Source organism: Thermoanaerobaculia bacterium, assembly GCA_035260525.1.
GTDB lineage: Bacteria > Acidobacteriota > Thermoanaerobaculia > UBA5066 > DATFVB01 > DATFVB01.
Genome location: DATFVB010000064.1, coordinates 1 through 20,583, shown reverse-complemented (window position 1 = coordinate 20,583; position 20,583 = coordinate 1). Strand labels below are relative to the sequence as shown.

The window sequence follows — 20,583 nt, the reverse complement described above, 5'->3', positions numbered from 1 at the left end:
CGAGCAGCGCGTCCGCGGCGCCGGCGAAATCTCCGGGCCCCGCCTCGCCGAGCGCCTGCGGGCCCATCGGAGTCACGCGCTCGATCGCGAGGCAGCCCTCGACGACGAGGAGGAAATCGGGCGACGGATCGCCCGCGGCGTAGATCCGCTCTCCTTTTTTCGCTTGCTTCGGGCGGGCGAGCTCCGCGATCTCGGAGAAAACCCGGTTCGAAGACGCGTGCGGCGCGACCGACTCGTCCACGTCGAAGGCGAGGCGAAGGAGCTCGTCGGCTTCCGCCGTGAGGCCCCCCTCCTCGGCGGCACGCGCGGCGCGCTTCAGGCGCGAGGCAAAGTCTTCGGGAGGAGACATGCGGTTGGCCAAGATCTTACGCCGGGAAGGCTCCCTCACCCGCCGGACGCCGCTTCGAGCGGCGTCCGGCGACCTCCGCCTTCGCCGTCGGGCTTCCTCCTTCGCTGAAGCTTCGGCGGGACGAGTCGGCGCGACAGGTCTCCCGCCGGGAGAGGTGAGCGCGGGTCCGTCATTGCGAGGAGCAGCCTGCCGCGCCGTCGCCTTCGCTGTTCCGAGCTTCGGGTGACGCTCCGCTCGCAATGACGGGGAAGGGGGCGGAGAACGCTTGCACCGGTCGTCCGGTGCGGATGCAAAGGAATCATTCGCGCCGTTGCGCGACGATCCATTCGCGCCGTTGCGCGACGATCCATTCGCGCCATTGCGCGACCTTCGGAGATCATGTAATTTTCGAGCTCCGATGACGACCGCCACTTCCGCCCTGAAACGCACGCCGCTCTACGACATGCACCGGCAGCTCGGGGCGAAGATGGTCGACTTCGGCGGCTGGGAGATGCCCGTCGAGTACTCGGGGATCCGCGAGGAGCACCGCGCCGTCCGCGAGCGCGCCGGGCTCTTCGACGTCTCGCACATGGGGGAGTTCGAGGTCGAGGGGAAGGACGCGCTCGCGTTCCTTCAGCGCCTCACGACCAACGACGTCGGCAAGCTCGCGGTCGGGCGCATCCAGTACAGCGCGATGCTGACTCCGCGCGGCACCTTCATCGACGACCTTCTCGTCTACCGCCGCGGCGAGGACCGGTACCTCCTCGTCGTCAACGCGGGGAACACGCCGAAGGACTTCGCGCACGCGCAGGAGATCGCGAAGGGGTACGACGTCCGACTGACGAACGCGTCGGACGACTACGCGCTGCTCGCCCTCCAGGGACCGAAGGCCGAGGAGATCCTCGCGCCGATGACCAACTCCGATCTCTCGGCGATCCCGTACTACGGCTTCGTCGAAGGCGCCGTCTCCGGGGCTCTCGCGATCATCTCGCGCACCGGATACACGGGGGAGAAGGGATTCGAGCTCTACGTCGACCCCGGCGACGCGCCGCGTCTCTTCCGCGAGATCCTGGACGCCGGACGGGCGTCGAACGTGCTTCCCGCCGGCCTCGGCGCGCGCGACACGCTGCGGCTCGAGGCGAAGATGGCGCTCTACGGCCACGACATCGACGATACCGTGACGCCGCTCGAGGCCGATCTGGGCTGGATCGTCAAGATGGGGAAGGGCGATTTCGAGGGGCGGGAAGCGCTCGCCCGGCAGAAGGAGCAGGGGCTTTCGAAAAAGCTCGCCGGCTTCGAGCTCGTCGACCGCGGCATCGCGCGGCAGGGATACGCGACGAAATCCCCTTCCGGCGCGGGCGTCGTGACGTCCGGGATCCCGTCCCCCACGCTCGGGAAGTCGATCGGCCTCGCCTATCTTCCGATCGCCGACACGGCGATCGGCACCGAGCTCACCATCGACCTGCGCGGGCGTCCCGCGCGCGCGCGCGTCGTCGAAACGCCGTTTTACAAGAGAGAAAGGGCGTCATGAAGTTTCCCGATGACCTCCACTATTCGAAGAGCCACGAATGGGTCCGGATCGACGGCGCGATCGCGACGGTCGGCATCACCGAGCACGCGCAGAAGGAGCTGGGGGAGATTGTCTACCTCGAGCTCCCCGAGGTCGGACACGTCTTCGACTCGGGGCAGGAGTTCGGCACCGTCGAGTCGGTGAAGGCCGTTTCCGAGCTCTTCACGCCGATCGCCGGCGAGGTCACGGAAGTCAACACGCAGGCGGTCGAGGACCCGGCGGCGGTCAACGAGGACTCGTACGGGGACGGCTGGCTCGTGAAGCTCAAGCTCTCGACCGACGACGTCTCCGACCTCATGGACTCCGCGGCGTACGAGAAGTACGTCAAGGAAGAGTCGGAAGAGCATTGATTCCGGGGAAGCGCTGATCCCGTGAAGTTCCTCCCTTCGAGCGACGACGAGCGCGCCCGGATGCTCGCCGCGATCGGCGTCGGCAAAGTCGAGGACCTCTTCGAGGACGTGCCCGAAGCGGTGCGGACGACGAAGAAGCCGCCGCTCGGCCGGCCGCTCTCCGAGATCGAGGTCCGCCGCGAGCTCGGTTCGGTTTCGTCCCGAAACGCCCACGCCCGCACGCACGCCCACTTCCTCGGCGCCGGCTGCTACCACCATTACGTCCCGGCGATCGCCGACCAGACCCTCTACCGCGAGGAGTGGCTCTCCTCCTACACCCCCTACCAGCCCGAGATCTCGCAGGGAACGCTCGTCTCGATCTTCGAGTGGCAGACGCACATGGCGCTCCTGACCGGGATGGAGGTCGCCAACGCCTCGCTCTACGAGGGAGCGACGGCGCTCGTCGAGGCGCTCCTCATGGCGAGCCGGCTCGCGAAGGGGCGCCACCGCGCGGTCCTCTCGAAGAACATTCATCCGGAGTACCGCGAGACGGTCCGAACGTATTTCCACAATCTCTCGTTCGAGCTCGTCGAGGTCGACGACGCGGACCTCGCGGCCTCCTGCGACGCGCAGACCTTCGCCGTCGCCGCGCAGTCTCCCGATTTCTTCGGCCGCGTGCGCGGATGGAACGAAGCGCGCGACGCGGCGTCGTCCTGCGGCGCGATGGCGGTCGGCGTGGTCGCCGAGGCGATCTCGCTCGCGCTGCTGTCGCCCCCCGGCGACGCGGGGCTCGACATCGCCTGCGGCGAGGCGCGATCGCTCGGCGTCCCGATGTCGTACGGCGCGCCCGCGCTCGGGTTCCTCGCCTGCCGCGACGCCCACAAGCGCCAGATGCCCGGGCGCCTGGCGGGGGAGACCGTCGACGCGGAAGGGCGCCGCGCGTTCTGCCTGACGCTCTCGACGCGCGAGCAGCACATTCGCCGCGAGAAGGCGACGTCGAACATCTGCACGAACCAGGGACTGATGGCCCTCTGCTCGAACGTCTATCTCTCGCTCATGGGGAAGGCGGGGCTTCGGGAAACCGCGATCCAGTGCGCGTCGAAGGCCGAGTACCTGAAGGAGAAGATCGCCGCGGTTCCCGGCTTCGCGATCGCGACCGACGGACCGACCTTCAACGAGTTCGCGGTGCGCGGGCCGAAACCGGCCCGGGAGGTCGTCGCCGCGCTGGCCGAGAAGGGGATCCTCGCGGGCGTTCCGCTCGCGCCGTGGTACCCGGAGCGCGACCGCGACTTCCTCGTCGCCGTGACGGAGATGAACACCCGCGCCGAGATGGACGTCTACGCGGCCGAGCTCGCGAGGCTGAAGTGAAGTCGCGCGACGAGGGGCTGATCTTCGAGCGGTCGCGTCCCGGCAAGCGCGGTTACTCCCTTCCGCCGCTCGACGTGCCGGAGAAGATCGGCATTCCGGAGGCGCTCCGGCGCGGAGAGATCGAAGGGGAGACGGAGGTTTCCGAGGTCGACGTCGCGCGCCACTTCACGCGGCTCTCGCGGATGAACCTCGGGATCGAGGACGGTCTCTACCCGCTCGGCTCCTGCACGATGAAGCACAACCCTCGAATCAACGAGGAGATGGCGCGGCTGCCGGGCTTCGCGGCCTCGCACCCGTACGCCCCGGAAGCGCTGTCACAGGGGAACCTCGCGCTGATGTGGCGGCTCGAGCGGATCCTCGCCGAGCTCACCGGCCTCGCGCGCGTCACACTGACGCCGTGCGCGGGCGCCCAGGGAGAGCTCGCCGGGATCCTGATGATCCGAAAAGCGCTCGAGAAGCGCGGCAACCCCCGGAAGTACGTCCTCATCCCCGACTCGGCGCACGGGACGAACCCGGCGACGGCGAGCTTCGCGGGCTACCAGGTCCGGGAGCTCTCGTCGAACGCGAACGGGCGGCTCGACCTGCACGTCCTCGAGGAGGCGATGACCGACGAGGTCGCCGCGCTGATGATGACGGTGCCGAACACGCTCGGGATCTTCGAACGTCGGATCGGCGAGATCGCGGAGATCGTCCACCGGAAGGGGGGATTCCTCTACGGGGACGGCGCGAACTTCAACGCGTTCGTCGGCCTCGCGAATCCCGGCCGCATGGGCATCGACGTGATGCACATGAACCTGCACAAGACGTTCTCGACGCCGCACGGCGGAGGCGGTCCGGGCGCGGGACCCGTCGCGGTCGCCGAACCGCTCGTCCCCCACATGCCCGTGCCGACGATCGAACGCCGCGAGGACGGGAGCTTCCGGCTCGACGCCGACCGGCCGGAGTCGATCGGTCGGCTGCGTTCCTTCTCGTCGCAGTTCGGCGTTCTCGTGCGGGCGCTGTCGTACATCCTGTCGTACGGCGAGGAGATCGGCGAGGTCGCCAGGAACGCGGTCCTGAACGCGAACTACATCCGGGCGCGGCTCTCGGACCTCTATCACCTGAAGTACGACGCGCCGACGATGCACGAGGTCGTCTTCTCCGACAAGCGGCAGGCCGAGCACGGCATCCACAACGGCGACATCGCCAAGCGTCTCATGGATTTCGGATTCCCGCCGCCGACCGTGTCGTTCCCGCTGATCGTCCCGGGCGCGCTGATGATCGAGCCCACCGAGACGGAAGGAAAGCCCGAGCTCGACCTTTTCATCGAGGCGATGCGGACGATCGCGCAGGAGGCGCGCGAGAACCCCGGGATCTTCGCGGGCGCGCCCTACACGACGCCGGTGCGGCGCGTGGACGAGGTGCGCGCGGCGAAGAATCCCATATTGCGCTGGCGCCCGACCCGCTGACGACGGTCCGTTCCTTGCTCGCGCAATAGCGCCGAGTTGAAGCGGCAGAGCCGCTTAACTCGGCGGGGAGGCCGGGAGCGGCTTCCATAGTCCACGATTCATTGCGGTCGTGACGGCGAGGCCGCCGGCGGTTTCGGAAAGAGCTTGTTCCCCAGCCACCAGGACAAAAGCGCGATCGCGACACCGCCGTAGGCGTCGATGAGGTAGTGATATCCGGAGACGACGGATCCGATCACGATGAGGGCGAGGAAGACGACGTTCCAGACGAACCACCGTTTCGAGATCGCGCGGCTCGCGAGCGCGAGAAGAAGGACTTCACCGACGTGGAGGCTCGGAAACGCCGCCACCGAACCGAAACGCACGATTCGCCGTCCGAGGGGGTCGTTGACCAGAGACGAAATCTCGAGAAAGAGCTGGTGCTGAATCGACCGCGTGATCGGCATGTGGGCGAGCGGCGACCGGAAGTCGTTCGAAAAGACGAATACCGGACCCCACGACGGGAAGGCGAGATAGAGGATCGCTCCGAACATCCAGAGAAGCATGTAAGAGGAGCCGAGCACGAATCGCATTCGATGGGAGAGCAGCGCGAAGCAGGCCGCGGTCGTTCCCACGATGAAGAAGTAGTACGCGGCCGAGTAGGCGATGTCGAGCCCGTGAAGGAAGATCGGATTCCGAAACAGGGCCACGAGGAAACGGCTCGGGCTGATGCCGAAGTGAAGGGCCTGGTCCCACGCGGAGAGCTCGAGGTCCCACGTCCGCGGATTGATCAGGAAGATGAAGCTTTTGAGCAGGAAGTGAACGGGCAGCGTCAGAGCGAGCACGGCCCCGATCCTTCCGAGCACCGCCATGTCTTCTCGCGGAGTGCTGTCGGATCGGCGGCGGCGGACGAGCCGGGAGAGAAAATAGGCGAGCAGCACGATCGGGCCGAAGAAGGTCAGGTAGGCCTGCCAGAGCGCACGCCGCGGATACGTCACCGGAAGCCGCTCGAGCAGGACGACGCCGGCGACCACGTAGATCAACGCAATGATTTCGTGCGGGAAGGGCCGCGGCCGGAGGGCGCGGAGCGCGAGATCGCGGTCGGAGGACTCCGGCGGGGAGACGATCAAGACCGCGTGACTATAGCGTGTGGATGCATCGCGCTCTACCCGGCGTCGCCACCGTAGAATCGCGGCCGTGACTTCCTTCCTTCTCGACGGCCCGAAGCACGCCAAGCTCACGGTGGCGCTCGCGCACGGCGCGGGTGCGCCGATGGACTCGCCGTTCATGAACGAAATCGCGCAGGGAATCGCCGCGGGGGGCTTCCGCGTCGCGCGCTTCGAGTTCCCGTACATGCACGCGCGCCGCGAGGGGGGGAAATCGGGCCCTCCCGACCGGGAGGCGGTGCTTCGGGAAGTCTGGCTCGACGCGATCCGCGAGCTCGGTCCGGAACGCCTCGTCGTCGGCGGCAAATCGCTCGGCGGGCGGATCGCGAGCCTCGTCGCCGACGAGGCGGGCGTCCGCGGCCTGCTCTGCCTCGGCTATCCGTTCCATCCGCCCGGAAAGCCCGACCGGCTCCGCACGGCGCATCTGCGTGATCTCGCCACACCCGCGCTCATCCTGCAGGGAACGCGCGACCCGTTCGGATCGCCGGACGAGGTCGGCGGGTACCGGCTCGGTCGATCGATTCGCGTCGTCTGGGTCCCCGACGGCGATCACTCCTTCAAGCCGCGCGCGAAGAGCGGGCGGACGGAGGGGGAGAACCGGGAGTTCGCGGCCGCGCAAGCGCGGCGGTTCCTCGCGGAGCGGGCGGCGGCCTGACGCTCCGGGGCCGCGTCGGCGCGGCGCCGCGTGTTATCGTTCCTTCCGCAATGTCGGAAGTCGTCGTGCGGAAATGCCCGCTTTGCGGCGGCGAGATGATCAAGTCGAACAAAAGCTGGCATCTCGTGTTCATGCCGCCGTGGACGGGCTTCCTCTCGATCGGCGGCGCGAGGAACAAGGCGTATCCGTGGGCGTGCATGGGCTGCGGCGTCGTCCTCATGTACCTCGAAAACCTTCCGGTCCTCGCCGCCGACTATCGCAAGAACAGGGAAGCGAAAGCCAAGCTCGGGAGCGTTCCGGCGATCAACGCCGTCGAACCATGAGCCCGGCGGCCCCGGGGATCCGATATCTCGACGGCACCCGCCTGCGCCGTGCCATGATCGCCGGCGCCCGATTCGTGACCGAACGCGCGGAGCCCTTGAACCGCATCAACGTCTATCCCGTACCGGACGGCGACACCGGAACGAACATGGCGATCACCTTGACGCGGATCGCGCAGCGGGCGGCCAATGGGAGCGAGCGCGACGCGCGATCGGCCGCGGCGTCGATCGCCGACGAGGCGGTCGCCGGCGCGCGCGGGAACTCGGGCGCGATCCTCGCCCAGTTCCTCACCGGTTTCTCGGAAGCCGTGCCCGAGAAGGCGCGGATCGACACGGGCGAATTCGGCCAGGCCGTGCTCCGCGGGGCGGAGTCGGCGCGGAGCGCGATCCAGCGGCCGCAGGAAGGGACGATCCTGACCGTGCTGAAAGACTGGGCGTCCGCGGTCGTCGCCCAGGCGGCGCACGCGCGCGACTTCGGCGCGCTCCTCTCCGACTCGCTGAAATCCGCGCGCGACTCGCTCGCGCAGACGCCGGAAAAGCTCGCGATCCTGAAGAAATCGGGAGTGGTCGACGCCGGCGCGCAGGGCTTCGTCTACCTGCTGGAAGGAATCGTCCGTTACATCCGCGACGCGGCGCGCCGGGCGCTGCCGGAGCCGCCGGAGAACGCCGCGGCGGCGGTGTTCGACCGCTCCCCGGAGTCGATCATGTTCCGGTTCTGCACGGAGGCGCTCCTCGAAGGCGCGTCTCTCGACCGCGACGCCCTCCGCCAGAAGGTGGCTCTGCTGGGGGATTCGGTCGTGATCGCGGGAAGCCCGGCCCGTCTTCGCGTCCACGTCCACACCAACGAGCCGGAGATCGTCTTCACGCAGCTCGCCGAGCTCGCGACGGTCGCCCAGACGAAGGTCGAGGACATGCGGCGGCAGCACGAGCAGCGGTTCGACCGGAACCGGTCCTCGCGCGTCGCGGTCGTGACCGACTCCGCGTGCGATCTTCCGGACGCGATCCTCGAGGAGCTCGACATCCACTTCGTCCCGCTTCGGGTCCATTTCGGGATGGAGAACGCGCTCGACCGGGTGACGATCCGGACCTCGGAGTTCTACGCCCGCTTCGCCGTCGAGAAGGAGTACCCGAAGACCTCACAGCCGCCCGCCGCCGACTTCCACCAGCTCTACGAGTCGCTGGCGGAGCACCACGGATCGGTCGTCTCGATCCACCTCTCCGGAGCGCTCTCCGGGACGTTCCAGGCGGCGGTCAACGGCGCGCGGGGGATCCCCGACACGGAGATCCTGGAAGTCGATTCGAAGAACGCCTCGATCGCCGAAGGGCTCGTCGTCCGCGCCGCCGCGGAAGCCGTTCAGGCGGGGGCGACGGCCGAGGAAGCGGCGCAGGTCGCGCGCGATGCGGCGAGCCGGGTCCGGCTGTTCGTGGCGGTGCCCACGATCGAGCATCTCGTCCGCGGCGGACGGGTGTCGGCGGGAAAAGGGCGGATCGCCCGCGCGCTCCATCTCCTCCCGGTCTTGACGATCGGGCCGGACGGGAAGGCGCGCCCGGCCGGGATGGGGCTCGGCTATCGGCGCGCCGTCCGCAAGATGATGCGTCATCTCTTCGAGGCCGCGGGTCCCGGGGACCGCCACCGCTTCGGCGTCGTCCACGGCGACGCGCTCGCCGAGGCCGAGATGCTCGCTCGCGAGATCCGCGCGCGTTACCCGTCGTCGGACGTGATGATCCTGGAGTGTTCGCCGGTGCTGGGCGCGCACGGCGGTCCGGGAGCGCTCGGGGTAGCGGTGCTGCCCGCTTCGTAAACGGAGGCGCGGACCATACATCGAGCCGGGCGGGCGCGGACCGCCCGCGTCGCCCTCCGACGTACGCTTTCGGTACGCCTGCGGGCGCCGCGCGGCGGTCCGCATCCCGCCGGGCTCGCGTCTGGCCGCGCCTGCGGTTTAGGAGCGCTGAAAGTGCCGGCCGGAGTGTTTAGAAAACGTCGGGGCGCGGTCAGACGTGCGGGAAGGCGGGTTCGGGCGAGCCGGCCCGCGGGCGCGGCGTACCGGTGGCGTACGTTAAGCCCGCGGGCGGCTCGTACGGACCCGTATGACCGCGCGTATCACCGCGCCTGCTACAAAGGACTTCGGACCGTTGGAATGGAGTCCCCGAACGAGATCCCGCGCGCCATCTCCACGACGAACGCTTCGACCGAGGAGAAGCGTTCCGCGGGATCCTTCGCGAGGGCGCGGTGGACGGCGGCGGCGGCGACGGGTGAGAGGTGCGGGACGGTGTCGTCGAGGGGCGCGGGCTCGGTCTGCGTGTGGGCGAGCGCGGCCGCTCCCAGATCTCCTTTGACGGCGAACGGCAGCGTCCCGGCGAGCATCTCGTAGGCGACGATGCCGAGACTGTACTGGTCCGAGCGCGCATCGGCGGGCGCCCCCCGGAAGAGCTCGGGGGCCATGTACGCGGCCGTGCCGAGGACCATGCCGGCGCGGGTCGGGTGGAGCGGAGTCTCCTGGGCCTCTTCGGTCAGCTTTTCGAGACGCGCGACCCCGAAGTCGAGGACCTTCGCGGGGACACGCGCGGCGCCCGAGCCGGCGAGCACCATGATGTTGTCCGGCTTGAGATCGCGATGGATCACGCCGGCGGCGTGCGCGAGATCGATCGCCTGGGCGATCGGCGCGAGGATCGCGGCGACCCGGGCGGGCGCGAGCTTCCCCTCGCGGCGGACGAGCGCGGAGACGGCGCTCCCTTCGAGGTACTCCATCACGAGGAAGGCGTTCCCCGACGGCAGCACGCCGAAGTCGAAGACGGTCACGATCGCCGGATGGACGAGCTGCGCGATGATCCGGGCCTCGCGCTCGAAGCGCGCGCGGATCTCCCGGTCCTGCAGCAGGTGCGCCAGGAGCACCTTGATCGCGACGGGGCGCGACAGCCTCTTCTGGACCGCGAGATAGACCGATCCCATTCCCCCCTGCCCGAGGAGCTGCCGGAGCTCGTACTTGTCCTCGATGCAGAAGGGCGTCGCGTCGTGCGCGAAGAGCGTCGCGTCGTCCCGGGGACAGGTTTCGGCGCCGGGGGGATAACACCGGCGACAGACCGGGCAGACGCGGGCGCCCGGCTCGGCTCGGAGCGCCGCGGCTCCGGGCGCCGGTGTGGCCAGCAGCGGCGACGCGTTCCTGAGCTGGGTGTAGTCCTGCGCGAGCGCGAGCTGCGCCGCGACCGAGCGGAGGAGATCGCGCTCCTCGGCGCCGTACGGCTCCTCCGACAGAAGCGGAGAGAGGAGGAGGAAGCCGGCGAGCCGGCCGGGCGCGGGAAGCGGGACGAGGAGCTCGGCGCCGGTCGCGGCGACCCATTCCCGTTCCGCCACCGCGAGGCGCCGCAGGAAGACCTCGCCGGTGCGGGTCTCGAGGTCGAGCGGCTCGTCGTGCGAGCCGAGCAGCGCGACGAGCGCGGAGCGGTCCGGGAGCGGCGGCGCGGGGAGATCCGCCCCCCGGGAGATCTGGCGCCGGTACTCGCGGCCGAGGCCGTCGAGCGTCCACAGAGAGACGTGGGCGGGGTGGAGCGCCTTGTCGATTTCGCCGAGCGCCGCCGAAAGGAGCGCCGGCGCGTCCGTCCCCTTCCGGACGAGCGACACGACGTCGACCAGGATGCGGTGCGCGTCGAACTGCTCCCGGAAGAAACGGCGATCGAGCGCATCGAGGAGCGGCCGCCGGAACCCGAGCGCCGCGCCGAGCGCGACGAGGAGCGCCAGGTACACTCCGGGCCGGCCCGCGACGAGCCGCGCCACGGACTCGTCGCGGTGCTCGTACACGAACGCGAGGAGCGCCACGGCGGGGATCGCCAGAGCCGCCAGCAGCGTTCCCTTCGCGAGCGCGTACTGAAGGCTCTTCCGGACGAGGATCCGAATGTCGAAGAGGCGGTGCTTGACGATCGCGTAAGTGAAGATCGCCGCTCCGGCCGCGACTCCCGCCCACTGGACGAGGTCCGCGGCGCGCGCGGCAGCCAGCGAAGCGCCGATGCGGTCGAAGGCGATCACGAGGAGGAAGCCGGCGAGCCCCGGAAGGAGCGAGAGGAACAGGAGCCGGAGGCGCCGCCGGGCGTTGACGTCGGTCTCGCGCCGCAAGCGCCGGCCGAGCACGACGACCGAAGCGATGACGAGAGCGGGGCCGACCAACTGGTAGACGAGATCGACGGGAGGCGCCGGCAGGCGGGCGCCCCATCGCGGGTCGAGGAAGCGAAGCGCCCGGATTCCCTCCGCCGCGGCGAGCGGAAACGCGAGCGCGTACGGGACGAGCTGGAGCGCGGGCCGCCGGCGAATCCGGCGGAGCGGCGCCGGAAAGACGAGCGCGAAGTGGAGGCAGGCGCCGAAGAACATCGCGAGATAGAGACCGTCGGCGAAATGGACGGCGAGGCGCGCGGCGGCCGGAAGGAAACCGATGAGCGCCCCGGCGCCCGACTTCAGCAGCAGCTCGTTGCCCCCGGCCCAGAACGCGAGCTCGGCCGCCGCGACTCGCGCGGACGCGACGTTCCGGCGCGCCGTGAGGAGGAAGAAGGCGAGGAGGAGCATCCAGCAGTTGACGACGAAATTCAGCCATCCGGAAAGCGCGCCCAGAGCCGCGGACCCGCCGAGGGAAAATGAGCGAAGCCTCGCCGCACCGAGCGTCGAGGGGACGACGGAAAGCGTTCGCCGCCGGCCGTCGCGCTCGATGGCGATCTCCGCGGGGGCGCCCGCGCGGATCGCGTAGAACGGGTTGTCGGATCCGGCGGCCGGGACTCCTTCGACGGCCACGATGCGGTCGCCCGGCCGGATGCCCGCGCGATCGGCCGCGCCGGCGGGATGGACCGACGAGACCACCCCCGTCGAGCGGTTCCAGTCGAGCTCGAGCGCCGGACCGGCGAAGTTCTGGATCGCGCCGATCGAAAAGAGGATCGTCGCCAGCGCGGCGATCGACCATGACACGAATATCCACGATTTCTGGGTCACGACGTTCCCGCGATTATCTCGCAGGCCCGGACACCGGGCCCCGAGGGTACGATGCCCGAATGAAGATCGTCTGGACGATCGGCCACTCCAACCGCTCGTTCGAGGAGTTCCGGGATCTCCTCGCCGCGTCCGAGATCGAGCAGGCCGCCGACATCCGGCGATATCCCGCTTCGCGAAAATGGCCGCATTTCGACGCGGCCTCCCTGGCGGGTTCCCTTCCCGCGGCGGGGATCGCCTATCTGCCGATGCCCGAGCTCGGGGGCCGCCGCCGAGCGCTCCCCGATTCCCGGCACACGGCCTGGCGCAGCGACGCGTTCCGGGGATACGCCGATTTCCTCGACGGCCCCGAGGGGGCGCCGGCGCTCGGCCGGCTCGAGAACGCGGCGGCATCGCGGCGCACGGCGTTCTTTTGCGCCGAGGCCGTCCCGTGGCGCTGCCACCGGAGCCTCGTGGCCGACGCGCTGACGGCCCGCGGCTGGAGCGTCCTCGACATCCTGGGCCCCTCGAGCGTGCGGCCGCACTTGCTGCCGGACTTCGCGCGCGTCGAGGGGGAGCGGGTGATCTACGACGCCGGGCAGCTCCCGCTCTCTCCCTGACCGGCCCGCGCCTCTCCGATCCGCTTTTCATTCATTCCCGACGGGCGGCATGGAGCGCGAGCGCGGGTTCCCGGCAACGGAGCAAAGGGATCGCCCCGCGGGCGATCGGCCCGGGTTTTTCCCCTTTCAAAATCGGCCGCTTCGGGCGAGAATAGGACTTTCAGGAGGTTGGTATCGCTCGCAGAGTCGTTTATCGCAAGAAGTTCCGGAGAACCGGCGACGTCGTCGCCGCCCCCCATGTTCGCCTTCGACCCGATCCCCCCATCATTTCCGAGGATCGTGAACCCGGCCGCCGCCGGTACCGCTTCCGCCTCGAGGAATCGGCGCCTCCGTCGTGGGTCCGCGCGTTCCGCGCCTCGCTTTTCGGCCTCCCTCCGGCTCGGGCGGCGCTCGCCGCGCGGATCGAATTCGTCGGGGACGAGGTCGTGTTCAGCGCGCAGGAGAAGGAATACGAAGCCACGCGCGAGGCCCTCGAAACGAGCATCACCCGGGTGAATCAGATCCTCTCCGGCGGCACCGGCCGCTGACAGGGGGCCGGCGCGGCGATACATCGAGCCGGCCGGGCGCGTCTTCCCGGGCGGCGGCTCGACGTACGGCTTCTGGTACGCCTTCACCGCCGCCCGGAAACCCGCATCCCGGCGGGCTCGCGTCTCGCCGCGCCTCGTCGCCAGAGGCAACTGAAAACGCCTCGATCTCATCTCAATGGTCGCCGGCCGGCGCGGCGATACATCGAGCCGGCCGGGCGCGTGACCGTCGCGGGAGCTGGCTCGGGGACCGGGAGCGCGTGGCGGCGGCGCAGCTCGCCCAACGAGCGGCTCGACTGCGCACGCCGCCACCCCCTTCGCCCACGCTCCCGCTCCCGCATCGCGGAGCTTTCGCCTCGGTTACTTCGGCGAAAGCTATCCGCGATGCGACGGGTCCCGCGACCCTCTGGCTGACGTCTCGCCGCGCCTCGTCGCCAGAGGCAACTGAGAACGTCGTTATCTAATTTAGATGGTCGCTGGCCAAAGCGGACTTGTCGCGCCGGCTGGGCGCGTGGGCGCCCCGCGGCGCCCTGCGACGTAGGCCTTTTCTGTCATACCCGCGGAAGCGGGTATCCAGTCCCCGCTTTCGCGGGACGACCGCTTCGCAGTCGGCTTTCGCCTGGCGACTTTGGAAGAACGGTTTCCGCGAGGGCCGGGAGGCTCCTCTTTCCGGAATAGCCGACGTTCACCCTCTGTTTTCCTTGTCGTTCCGCGAGCTGCGCGGGATGGGGCAGACAACGTCGTCTTCCCGGGAAAAGGATTTTTTGCATGAAGCTTTATGTGGGTAATCTCTCGTACGACACTTCCGAGGACGAGCTGCGGGACGCGTTCGCCGCGTTCGGAGACGTCGCTTCCGCGAAGATCATCAATGACCGCGAAACCGGCCGTTCCAAGGGGTTCGGTTTCGTCGAATTCAACGACGACGAGGCGGCTCGGAAAGCCATGTCCTCGATGAACGGTTCGGATCTCCGCGGGCGCGCGCTGACGGTCAACGAGGCCCGGCCGCAGACCGACCGGCCGCGCGGCGGCATGGGCGGCGGCCGCGAACGGAGCGGGGGCGCCGGCTACCGGGGCGGTAACCGCTACTGAACGGGAAGACATGATCAAGAGGGCGGGAGCGATCCCGCCCTTTTTTATCCGGCGCGCCGATACGCGCCGTTATACGGGCCCGTCGGAACCGCCGGCGGGCTTAACGTACGCCATCGGTACGCCGCGCCCGCCGGCGGTCCCGCCGAGCCCGTCTTCCAGCACGTCTGGGCGCGCCTCACCGTTTGAGGAGTCGAAATCGCCGTTTTCCAATCGCAAAGAAACTGACGTCGCTGCGTCCACCGCGCCCCGTGCGCCGTGACGTTCGGATGGCGACCTCGCCATAACGCGGCTGGCCCGCCGACCGTATGGCCTTCGCACTGGCGTGCTCGGCGATCCGACGCGTCACGCGCTGACGCGCCCTCCGCTGGATACCCGGCGCGTATGGTCCGCGGGATCTAAATTCGGCGGGCGCCGAGTATGACGACGTCCCGGTCCTTCGGCCGCCGCCCCTCCGCCTTCCAGCGCACGACGAGATCCATGAACGCGCCCGACACGTCGTCGCGGTCGGCGAGCCGCGCGGCGCGGTGGAGCTGCTTTTCCTCCTCGCCGCCGCGGCCGCCTTCCATGCCGCTCAGCCCTTCGGAAGCGACGAGGACGAGGTCGCCGGCCGCCAACGGCACGGTCGCGCACGTGAGCGCGCCCCGGCGCTCCGCGGGAAACGGCACCGGCCGCCCGTGCGAGAAGACCGACGGGAGCGGGGCGCCGGAGGCGCAGAGCACGGCTTCGCCCGCCGACAGGCGAGCCGCAGCGACCCGGGCCGTCCGCCTCGCGAGCGGCTCGAGCACGGAGTCGATCGGCGCACCCGCCGCCCGCGAGCGGAACTCGGTCATCGTGGCGAGGAGGTCGGCGATTCCCTCCTCGGCCGGCCGCGGGTCCTCGGCGAGGAACAGTGTCAGAGCGCCGTCGCCGGCGATCGCGTCGAAACCGAGGAGCCCGGTCGTCGACGCCCGCCAGCGCAGCGGCGCGGAATCGAAGCCGGGCGTCGGCGGCCACTCGGCCGGAAAGAGCAGCGGCCGGATCGCCCGCAGCAGGCCCTCGCGGGCTTCGCCCGCCGCCTCCGCGATCGCCGAGCGGTGCTGCCGCGAGCTCTCGACCGCGAGCGCCGCATGGTCGGCGACCGCCGCGAGGAACTCCTCATCCTCGCGGGTGAACGCGCCTCGCCGTTTGTTCAGGACCTCGATCACCCCCGCGATTTCACCGGAGGGGGTCCTCATCGGCACGGCCAGGAGCGACACGGTCTTGAAGCCGGACGTCGAATCGGGACCGGGATCGTGGCGCGGGTCCGCGGCGACGTCGAGCGTCAGGATCGGCTTTCCTTCCGCGGCACACGCTCCGGCGATCCCCTGCCCCCAGGGGACGCGGATCGGCGAAACCGAGCCTCCCTCGAGGATCTGCGACACGAGGTCGCGCGTCTCCGGCTCGACGAGGAAGATCGTTCCGCGCTCGGCGTCGGTTTCCTGCGTCGCCGTGCGGAGGATGATCTGGAGGATCTCGGTCGGGTCGAAGGTCGCCGCGAGCGCCTTGTTCGCCTCGAGGATCACCATCAGCTTCACGCTCCGGGCTCGGGCGACGGAGACCTCTCCCAGGACGTGGTCGAGGTAAGCGCCCTCGTACTTTTCGATCTCGGCGGCGACTTCTTCGGCGGACGAAAACCGCGCTTCCGGGTCTTTCGCGATCAGCCGGTCGATCATCGCGGCGAGCGCGGGCGGAAAGTCGGGGCGCAGCGACGTCACGTCCGGCGCCTTCTCGTCGAGCACCTTGCGCACGAGGGTCTTCGTGTCCGGGTCGTCGAACGGCACCCGGCCGGTGAACATCTCGAAGAGGAGGACGCCGAGGGCGTAGACGTCGCTCCGGACGTCGGATGCGGCGCCCCGGAGGAGCTCGGGCGCGAGGAACTGCGGCGTCCCGGGGACCGTGCCGGAACGCTCGGTCCACGACTGGCCCCGGTCGATCGCGATCCCGAAGTCCATCAGGCGCGGCCGACCTTCCTCGTCGACGATGACGTTCTCGGGCTTGAGATCCCGGTGGAGCACGCCGATCCGGTGAGCCGCGGCGAGGCCCCGGCAGATCCCCTTTGCGATCGAGAGGCCCCGGCCGAGCGGGAGGATTCCCTCCGCCTCCTCGATGTCCTTCAAGGCTTTCCCGCGGATGTATTCCATCGAGACGTACTCGACGCCGTCGATTTCCTGCAGGTCGTAGATGCGGCAGACGTTCTCGTGCGTGACCTTCCGCGACAGGATGATCTCGCGGCGCAGCAGCTCCCGCTTCCCCGGCGAGATCTTGTCGGGGCGCAGCCCCTTCAGCGCGATCTCGAGATCGAGCGTCAGATCGAGCGCCTTGTAGACGACCCCCATCCCGCCGTAGCCGAGAACGGACAGGATCCGATACCGGGAACCGAGCATTCGTCCCGGTGAGAACGGCGCCTCGCTCCTTCCCGCGGAGCGCTCCTGCATCGGCCCGGTCGGTCGATCGCTCTGTCGGAACATGCGTGGTCACAGTGTATTCCGAATGAGCCGAATGCGTGTTGACACCGGTGGGGGCGCGGCGTATTTTGAGGCGCGGTTCGCTGGAAATTTTTGACAGAGGAGGAGTTGTGGTCATCGCGCGGAAATTCCACCGTTTCCGGGTCCGACCTCTCCTGGGCATCTTCGCCTTGCTGCTCTCGGCTCCCGTCTTTCCCGCCGGCTTCGGCTTCTTCGAGCAGGGAGCCAAGGCCACGGCGATGGGAGGCGCGTTCGCCGCGGTCGCCGACGATCCCTCCGCCCTCTTCTACAACCCGTCCGGCATCGGCTTCCAGGACCACTTCTCGATCATGGCCGGGACCACGGTCACGACCTTCACGAAGTCGCAGTTCCACGGCGCGAATCCTGCGCCGGGAGAGGACGCGAGCGGGACGTTCCACAAGACGTGGTTCTTTCCCAGTCAGATCTACGTCGTCGCCCCGATCACGTCGAACGTGAAGTTCGGCCTCGCGGTGTACTCCCCGTTCGGCCTCGCGTCCCGCTGGAAAGACGCCGAGACGTGGCCCGGCCGGTTCATCTCGCAGAATGCCGACATCAAGACGTTCAGCCTCGTGCCGGTCCTCGCGATCCGCGTCACGCCGACGTTTTCGATCGCCGGCGGCGCCGAATACCGGCTCTCGCGCGTCGCGCTCGAGAGAAACGAGGCGGCGTACGACCCCTTCTCGCAGACGTTCGTCGACGTCGCGCACGTCAAGCTGAAGTCCGGCACGGAGCACGGGTGGGGATGGAACGCCGGGTTCCTCTGGAAGCCGTCGCCCTCGTTCTCGCTCGGCGCCTCGTACAAGGCGAAGATGACGATCGACTACGCCACGCACGCCCGGTTCACCCAGCGGTTCACCGGCAACCCCGTGTTCGACGCGGGCGTGGCGGCGAGCCTTCCCGACAATCCGCGTGCGGAGGCCTCGGTCAATTTTCCGGCGATGGCCGACTTCGGAATCGCCTGGCACTGTCCGGGACAGGCGTTCACGCTCTCGGCCGACGCCGTCTGGACCGAGTGGTCGAACTACGACAAGCTCGACATCGTGTTCCCGGACGGGGAGCTTTCGACGATTCACCGCGACACGAGCTGGAGGAACGTGTGGTCGTATCGCGTCGGAATCGAGCAGAAGTTCCACGCGCTGGCGTTCCGGGCAGGGTTCGTCTACGACGAGACGCCGCAGCCCTCCCGCGAGGCCGGACCGCTCCTGCCCGACTCGATCCGCCGCGGGTACTGCATCGGCATCGGCTATTCCGGCGAGCACTTCGGAATCGACCTCGCCGACATGTACCTTCCCTTCCAGAACCGGACGATCCGGGACAGCCAGGACAATTTCAACGGCAGCTACAAGCTGACGGCGAACCTGATCGGCGCGAATCTGCGCCTGTCGTTCTGACGGCGCGCGAGGAGGATGTGATGAAGAAAATCGGGATCTGGGCAGTCACAGCCGCTCTCGCGTGGGCGGCGGAGCCGGCTTCGGCGCAGACCTTCCACAAGTACGTCTCGCTCGGAGACAGCCTGGCGGAAGGGGAGGAGGCGGGGTGCGTCGTGGAGCGCCACCAGCTCCATTCGTATCCGGCCATCATCGCGCAGCAGGTGGGACAGACCGACTTCCAGCAGCCGCTGCGGGGCGAGCTGCCGCCGCCGTCCGACGGCATATCGTTCACGGGGATCCCGTGCCTCGGGATCGTCTTCCAGGGCGGTCAGGTCACGATCGGCGTCGTGTCGCAGGAGGGCGCCGACCTGAACCGCGACCTGCCGCGCCCCTTCGACAACCTCGGGATCAACGGCTTCTTCGACACCAAGGACATGGTCGATCTCAAACACACCGATGTTTCCTCGGGCGACGGCAAGCAGATCGCCGCCGCGCGGGTGCTGCGCAACGTTACGGGAAGCCCGTTTGACGGCATGAGCGCGATCGACGAGGCGAACCTCCTGCAGCCCGACCTCGTCACGCTCTGGATCGGGAACAACGACATTCTCCTCCCCGCGGCCGCGGGCGTCGTGATCCCCGGCGTGACGCTGACGCCCCAGCCCGTCTTCGACGACGCCTACGGGCGGGTCATGGACGGCGTGAGCGCGAGCGGACGGACGGTCGTCGTGGCGACGATTCCGGACATCGTCACGGTGCCGTTCTTCACGTACATCCCCCCCTTCATCATCGATCCGTCGACGGGTCAGCCGATCCCGGACGGGCAGGGCGGCTTCCTCACCTACATCGGCGAGCGGCACGACGGCACCGCGGGGCCGATCCCGCCCGACACGCTCGTGACGCTCCAGGCGGCGCCCCTCCTCGCGCAGGGGATCGGAATTCCGGCGGCGCTCGGCGGGACCGGGATCCCGCTGCCCGACGGGAACTTCGAGCCTCCGGCGACGGTGAATCCCGGCGTCCTGCTGTACGCGGACGAGGTCGCCCAGCTCGAGGCCTACACGGACCATTTCAACGCGACGATCGCCGCCGACGCCGCCGCGCACGGCGCCGGCGTCCTGGACGTCCACGAGATATTCCACCAGCTCAAGGACACGGGTTACGACGTCGCCGGCGTCCACCTGTCGGCGGACTTCCCGACGGGCGGCCTCTTCTCGGCCGACGGCCTGCACCCGACGAACATCGGGTACGCGGTTCTCGCCGACTACTGGATCCAGGCGATCAACGCGACGGCGGGGTCGAGCGTCCCGCGCGCCGACGTCTACTCCGTGCTCTTCACGCCCGACGTTCCGCAGTTCGCGGCCTCCCCGGCCGCGGCGAACGGCCGAAGCGCGATCGTGGTCGACGCGCCCCCTTCCGCGGCGGTGATCGGAGCGGTTGCGGATCCCTCGCGGCATCGCTGAATCGAAAAGCCCCTTGACGACGACCGGGCCCGCTTCGGCGGGCCCTTTTGTTTGTGTTACATTGCCCGGCCCCGGCGGAAGTCGCCGGGATTCAGGGCTGACGATTTCGAGGTTCGAATGAATATTCCGGCCACCCAGATCCGCAACGGAATGATCATCGTGTTCAACGGCGAGCTCCACCGGGTCCACGAAGCGTCGCACCGAACGCCCGGCAACCTTCGGGCGTTCATGCAGGTCCGGATGCGAAATTTGCGCACCGGATCGATGAACGACCACCGATTTTCGTCCAACGACCGGGTCGAGAAAGCCTCGCTCGACACCCACGAAATGGAGTACCTGTACTCCGACCCGGCCGGCCACCACTTCATGAACCAGGAAAATTACGATCAGATCACGCTGCCCGACGACGTCGTGGGCGACTCGCTGAAGTACCTCCTGCCGAACACCGCGATGTCGGTCGATTTCTACGAGGGGAATCCCGTCGGCATCGAGCTCCCGAACACGGTGACGCTCACGGTGACCGAGACGCAGCCCGGAATGAAGGGAGCGACCGCATCGGCGTCGTACAAGCCGGCCACGCTCGAGACCGGTCTCGTCGTCAACGTCCCGCAGTTCATCGAGGCGGGAACCCGGGTCAAGATCGATACCCGCGACGACAGCTACCTCGAACGAGCCTAGGAGCCGGCGCGGACCATACGCGGCGTTAAACGCGTCCGTCGGGCCGGCCGTCGGCACGACGTACGCTTCCGATACGGCTTAACCGCCGGCCGGCCGACCCGCATCCCGTCCGCCTTCGCCGAGGCTTCGGCGGATCGAAGCGAGGACACCGCCTTCCGAGCCAAGAAACGTCATCGGCGATCGATCCGCCATAGCTCGTGAGAGCGACGGCGGACCGGGCTCGCGCCTCGCCGCGC

General features: G+C 68.9%; 16 protein-coding genes. 12 read left to right on the top strand and 4 right to left on the bottom strand.

All coding sequences use genetic code 11. From position 1 onward, the window contains the following. The coding region (locus VKH46_03110; protein HKB69804.1) for a cyclic nucleotide-binding domain-containing protein at positions 1-349 on the bottom strand (349 nt) is incomplete at its 3' end. 397 nt (positions 350-746) lie between these two features. Between VKH46_03110 and gcvT the strand changes: the two genes are divergently transcribed. Genes gcvT through gcvPB form a run of 4 tightly spaced genes read left to right on the top strand, consistent with a single transcriptional unit; the run spans position 747 to position 5,043 of the window. Then, complete coding sequence (gene gcvT / locus VKH46_03105) at positions 747-1,859, top strand: glycine cleavage system aminomethyltransferase GcvT (protein HKB69803.1); 1,113 nt, start codon at positions 747-749, stop codon at positions 1,857-1,859. Next, the gene (gcvH, locus tag VKH46_03100; protein ID HKB69802.1) at positions 1,856-2,248 is read left to right on the top strand and encodes a glycine cleavage system protein GcvH; all 393 of its coding nucleotides are present in this window, start codon (positions 1,856-1,858) and stop codon (positions 2,246-2,248) included. The genes gcvT and gcvH overlap by 4 nt, the downstream gene beginning before the upstream one ends. Before the next feature lie 21 nt (positions 2,249-2,269). After that, positions 2,270-3,595: an aminomethyl-transferring glycine dehydrogenase subunit GcvPA gene (gcvPA, locus tag VKH46_03095; protein HKB69801.1), complete on the top strand. Its 1,326-nt coding sequence runs from the start codon at positions 2,270-2,272 to the stop codon at positions 3,593-3,595. Further along, positions 3,592-5,043: an aminomethyl-transferring glycine dehydrogenase subunit GcvPB gene (gene gcvPB, locus VKH46_03090; GenBank protein ID HKB69800.1), complete on the top strand. Its 1,452-nt coding sequence runs from the start codon at positions 3,592-3,594 to the stop codon at positions 5,041-5,043. The genes gcvPA and gcvPB overlap by 4 nt, the downstream gene beginning before the upstream one ends. A 98-nt stretch (positions 5,044-5,141) precedes the next feature. On the opposite strand, the gene VKH46_03085 is transcribed toward gcvPB, so the two are convergent. Then, positions 5,142-6,149, bottom strand: coding sequence for a phosphatase PAP2 family protein (locus tag VKH46_03085; GenBank protein ID HKB69799.1), 1,008 nt, complete (start codon positions 6,147-6,149; stop codon positions 5,142-5,144). 67 nt (positions 6,150-6,216) lie between these two features. On the opposite strand from VKH46_03085, the gene VKH46_03080 reads away from it, so the two are divergent. Genes VKH46_03080 through VKH46_03070 form a run of 3 tightly spaced genes read left to right on the top strand, consistent with a single transcriptional unit; the run spans position 6,217 to position 8,962 of the window. After that, positions 6,217-6,840, top strand: coding sequence for an alpha/beta family hydrolase (locus VKH46_03080; protein ID HKB69798.1), 624 nt, complete (start codon positions 6,217-6,219; stop codon positions 6,838-6,840). A gap of 50 nt (positions 6,841-6,890) precedes the next feature. Beyond that, positions 6,891-7,163 (top strand): hypothetical protein, encoded by a 273-nt coding sequence (locus VKH46_03075; protein HKB69797.1) that lies wholly within the window; start codon positions 6,891-6,893, stop codon positions 7,161-7,163. Further along, complete coding sequence (locus VKH46_03070) at positions 7,160-8,962, top strand: DegV family protein (GenBank protein ID HKB69796.1); 1,803 nt, start codon at positions 7,160-7,162, stop codon at positions 8,960-8,962. Before VKH46_03075 ends, VKH46_03070 begins: the two co-directional genes overlap by 4 nt. Before the next feature lie 311 nt (positions 8,963-9,273). Here the strand turns inward: VKH46_03070 and VKH46_03065 are convergent, their stop codons facing one another. Then, positions 9,274-12,129, bottom strand: coding sequence for a protein kinase (locus VKH46_03065; protein ID HKB69795.1), 2,856 nt, complete (start codon positions 12,127-12,129; stop codon positions 9,274-9,276). Positions 12,130-12,188: 59 nt separating this feature from the next. Here VKH46_03065 and VKH46_03060 point away from each other — a divergent pair, with 59 nt between their 5' ends. Both VKH46_03060 and VKH46_03055 read left to right on the top strand, forming a co-directional pair. After that, on the top strand, positions 12,189-12,725 hold the full coding sequence (locus tag VKH46_03060; GenBank protein ID HKB69794.1) for a DUF488 domain-containing protein: 537 nt from the start codon (positions 12,189-12,191) through the stop codon (positions 12,723-12,725). Positions 12,726-14,017: 1,292 nt separating this feature from the next. Next, positions 14,018-14,338 carry an RNA-binding protein gene (locus VKH46_03055; GenBank protein HKB69793.1) on the top strand — a complete coding sequence of 107 codons (321 nt, stop codon included), beginning with the start codon at positions 14,018-14,020 and terminating at the stop codon, positions 14,336-14,338. Between the two features lie 395 nt (positions 14,339-14,733). On the opposite strand, the gene VKH46_03050 is transcribed toward VKH46_03055, so the two are convergent. Further along, positions 14,734-16,791, bottom strand: a complete 2,058-nt coding sequence (locus VKH46_03050; protein ID HKB69792.1) for a protein kinase — start codon at positions 16,789-16,791, stop codon at positions 14,734-14,736. A gap of 140 nt (positions 16,792-16,931) precedes the next feature. On the opposite strand from VKH46_03050, the gene VKH46_03045 reads away from it, so the two are divergent. The 3 genes from VKH46_03045 (at position 16,932) to efp (ending at position 20,347) form a co-directional block, all read left to right on the top strand. Next, a complete protein-coding gene (locus tag VKH46_03045; protein ID HKB69791.1) occupies positions 16,932-18,233 on the top strand; it encodes an outer membrane protein transport protein in 1,302 nt (433 codons plus the stop codon). 20 nt (positions 18,234-18,253) lie between these two features. After that, positions 18,254-19,669: an SGNH/GDSL hydrolase family protein gene (locus VKH46_03040; GenBank protein ID HKB69790.1), complete on the top strand. Its 1,416-nt coding sequence runs from the start codon at positions 18,254-18,256 to the stop codon at positions 19,667-19,669. A gap of 117 nt (positions 19,670-19,786) precedes the next feature. Next, entirely contained in the window at positions 19,787-20,347 is a 561-nt protein-coding gene (gene efp / locus VKH46_03035; GenBank protein ID HKB69789.1) for an elongation factor P, read from the top strand. Positions 20,348-20,583: the final 236 nt, after the last annotated feature.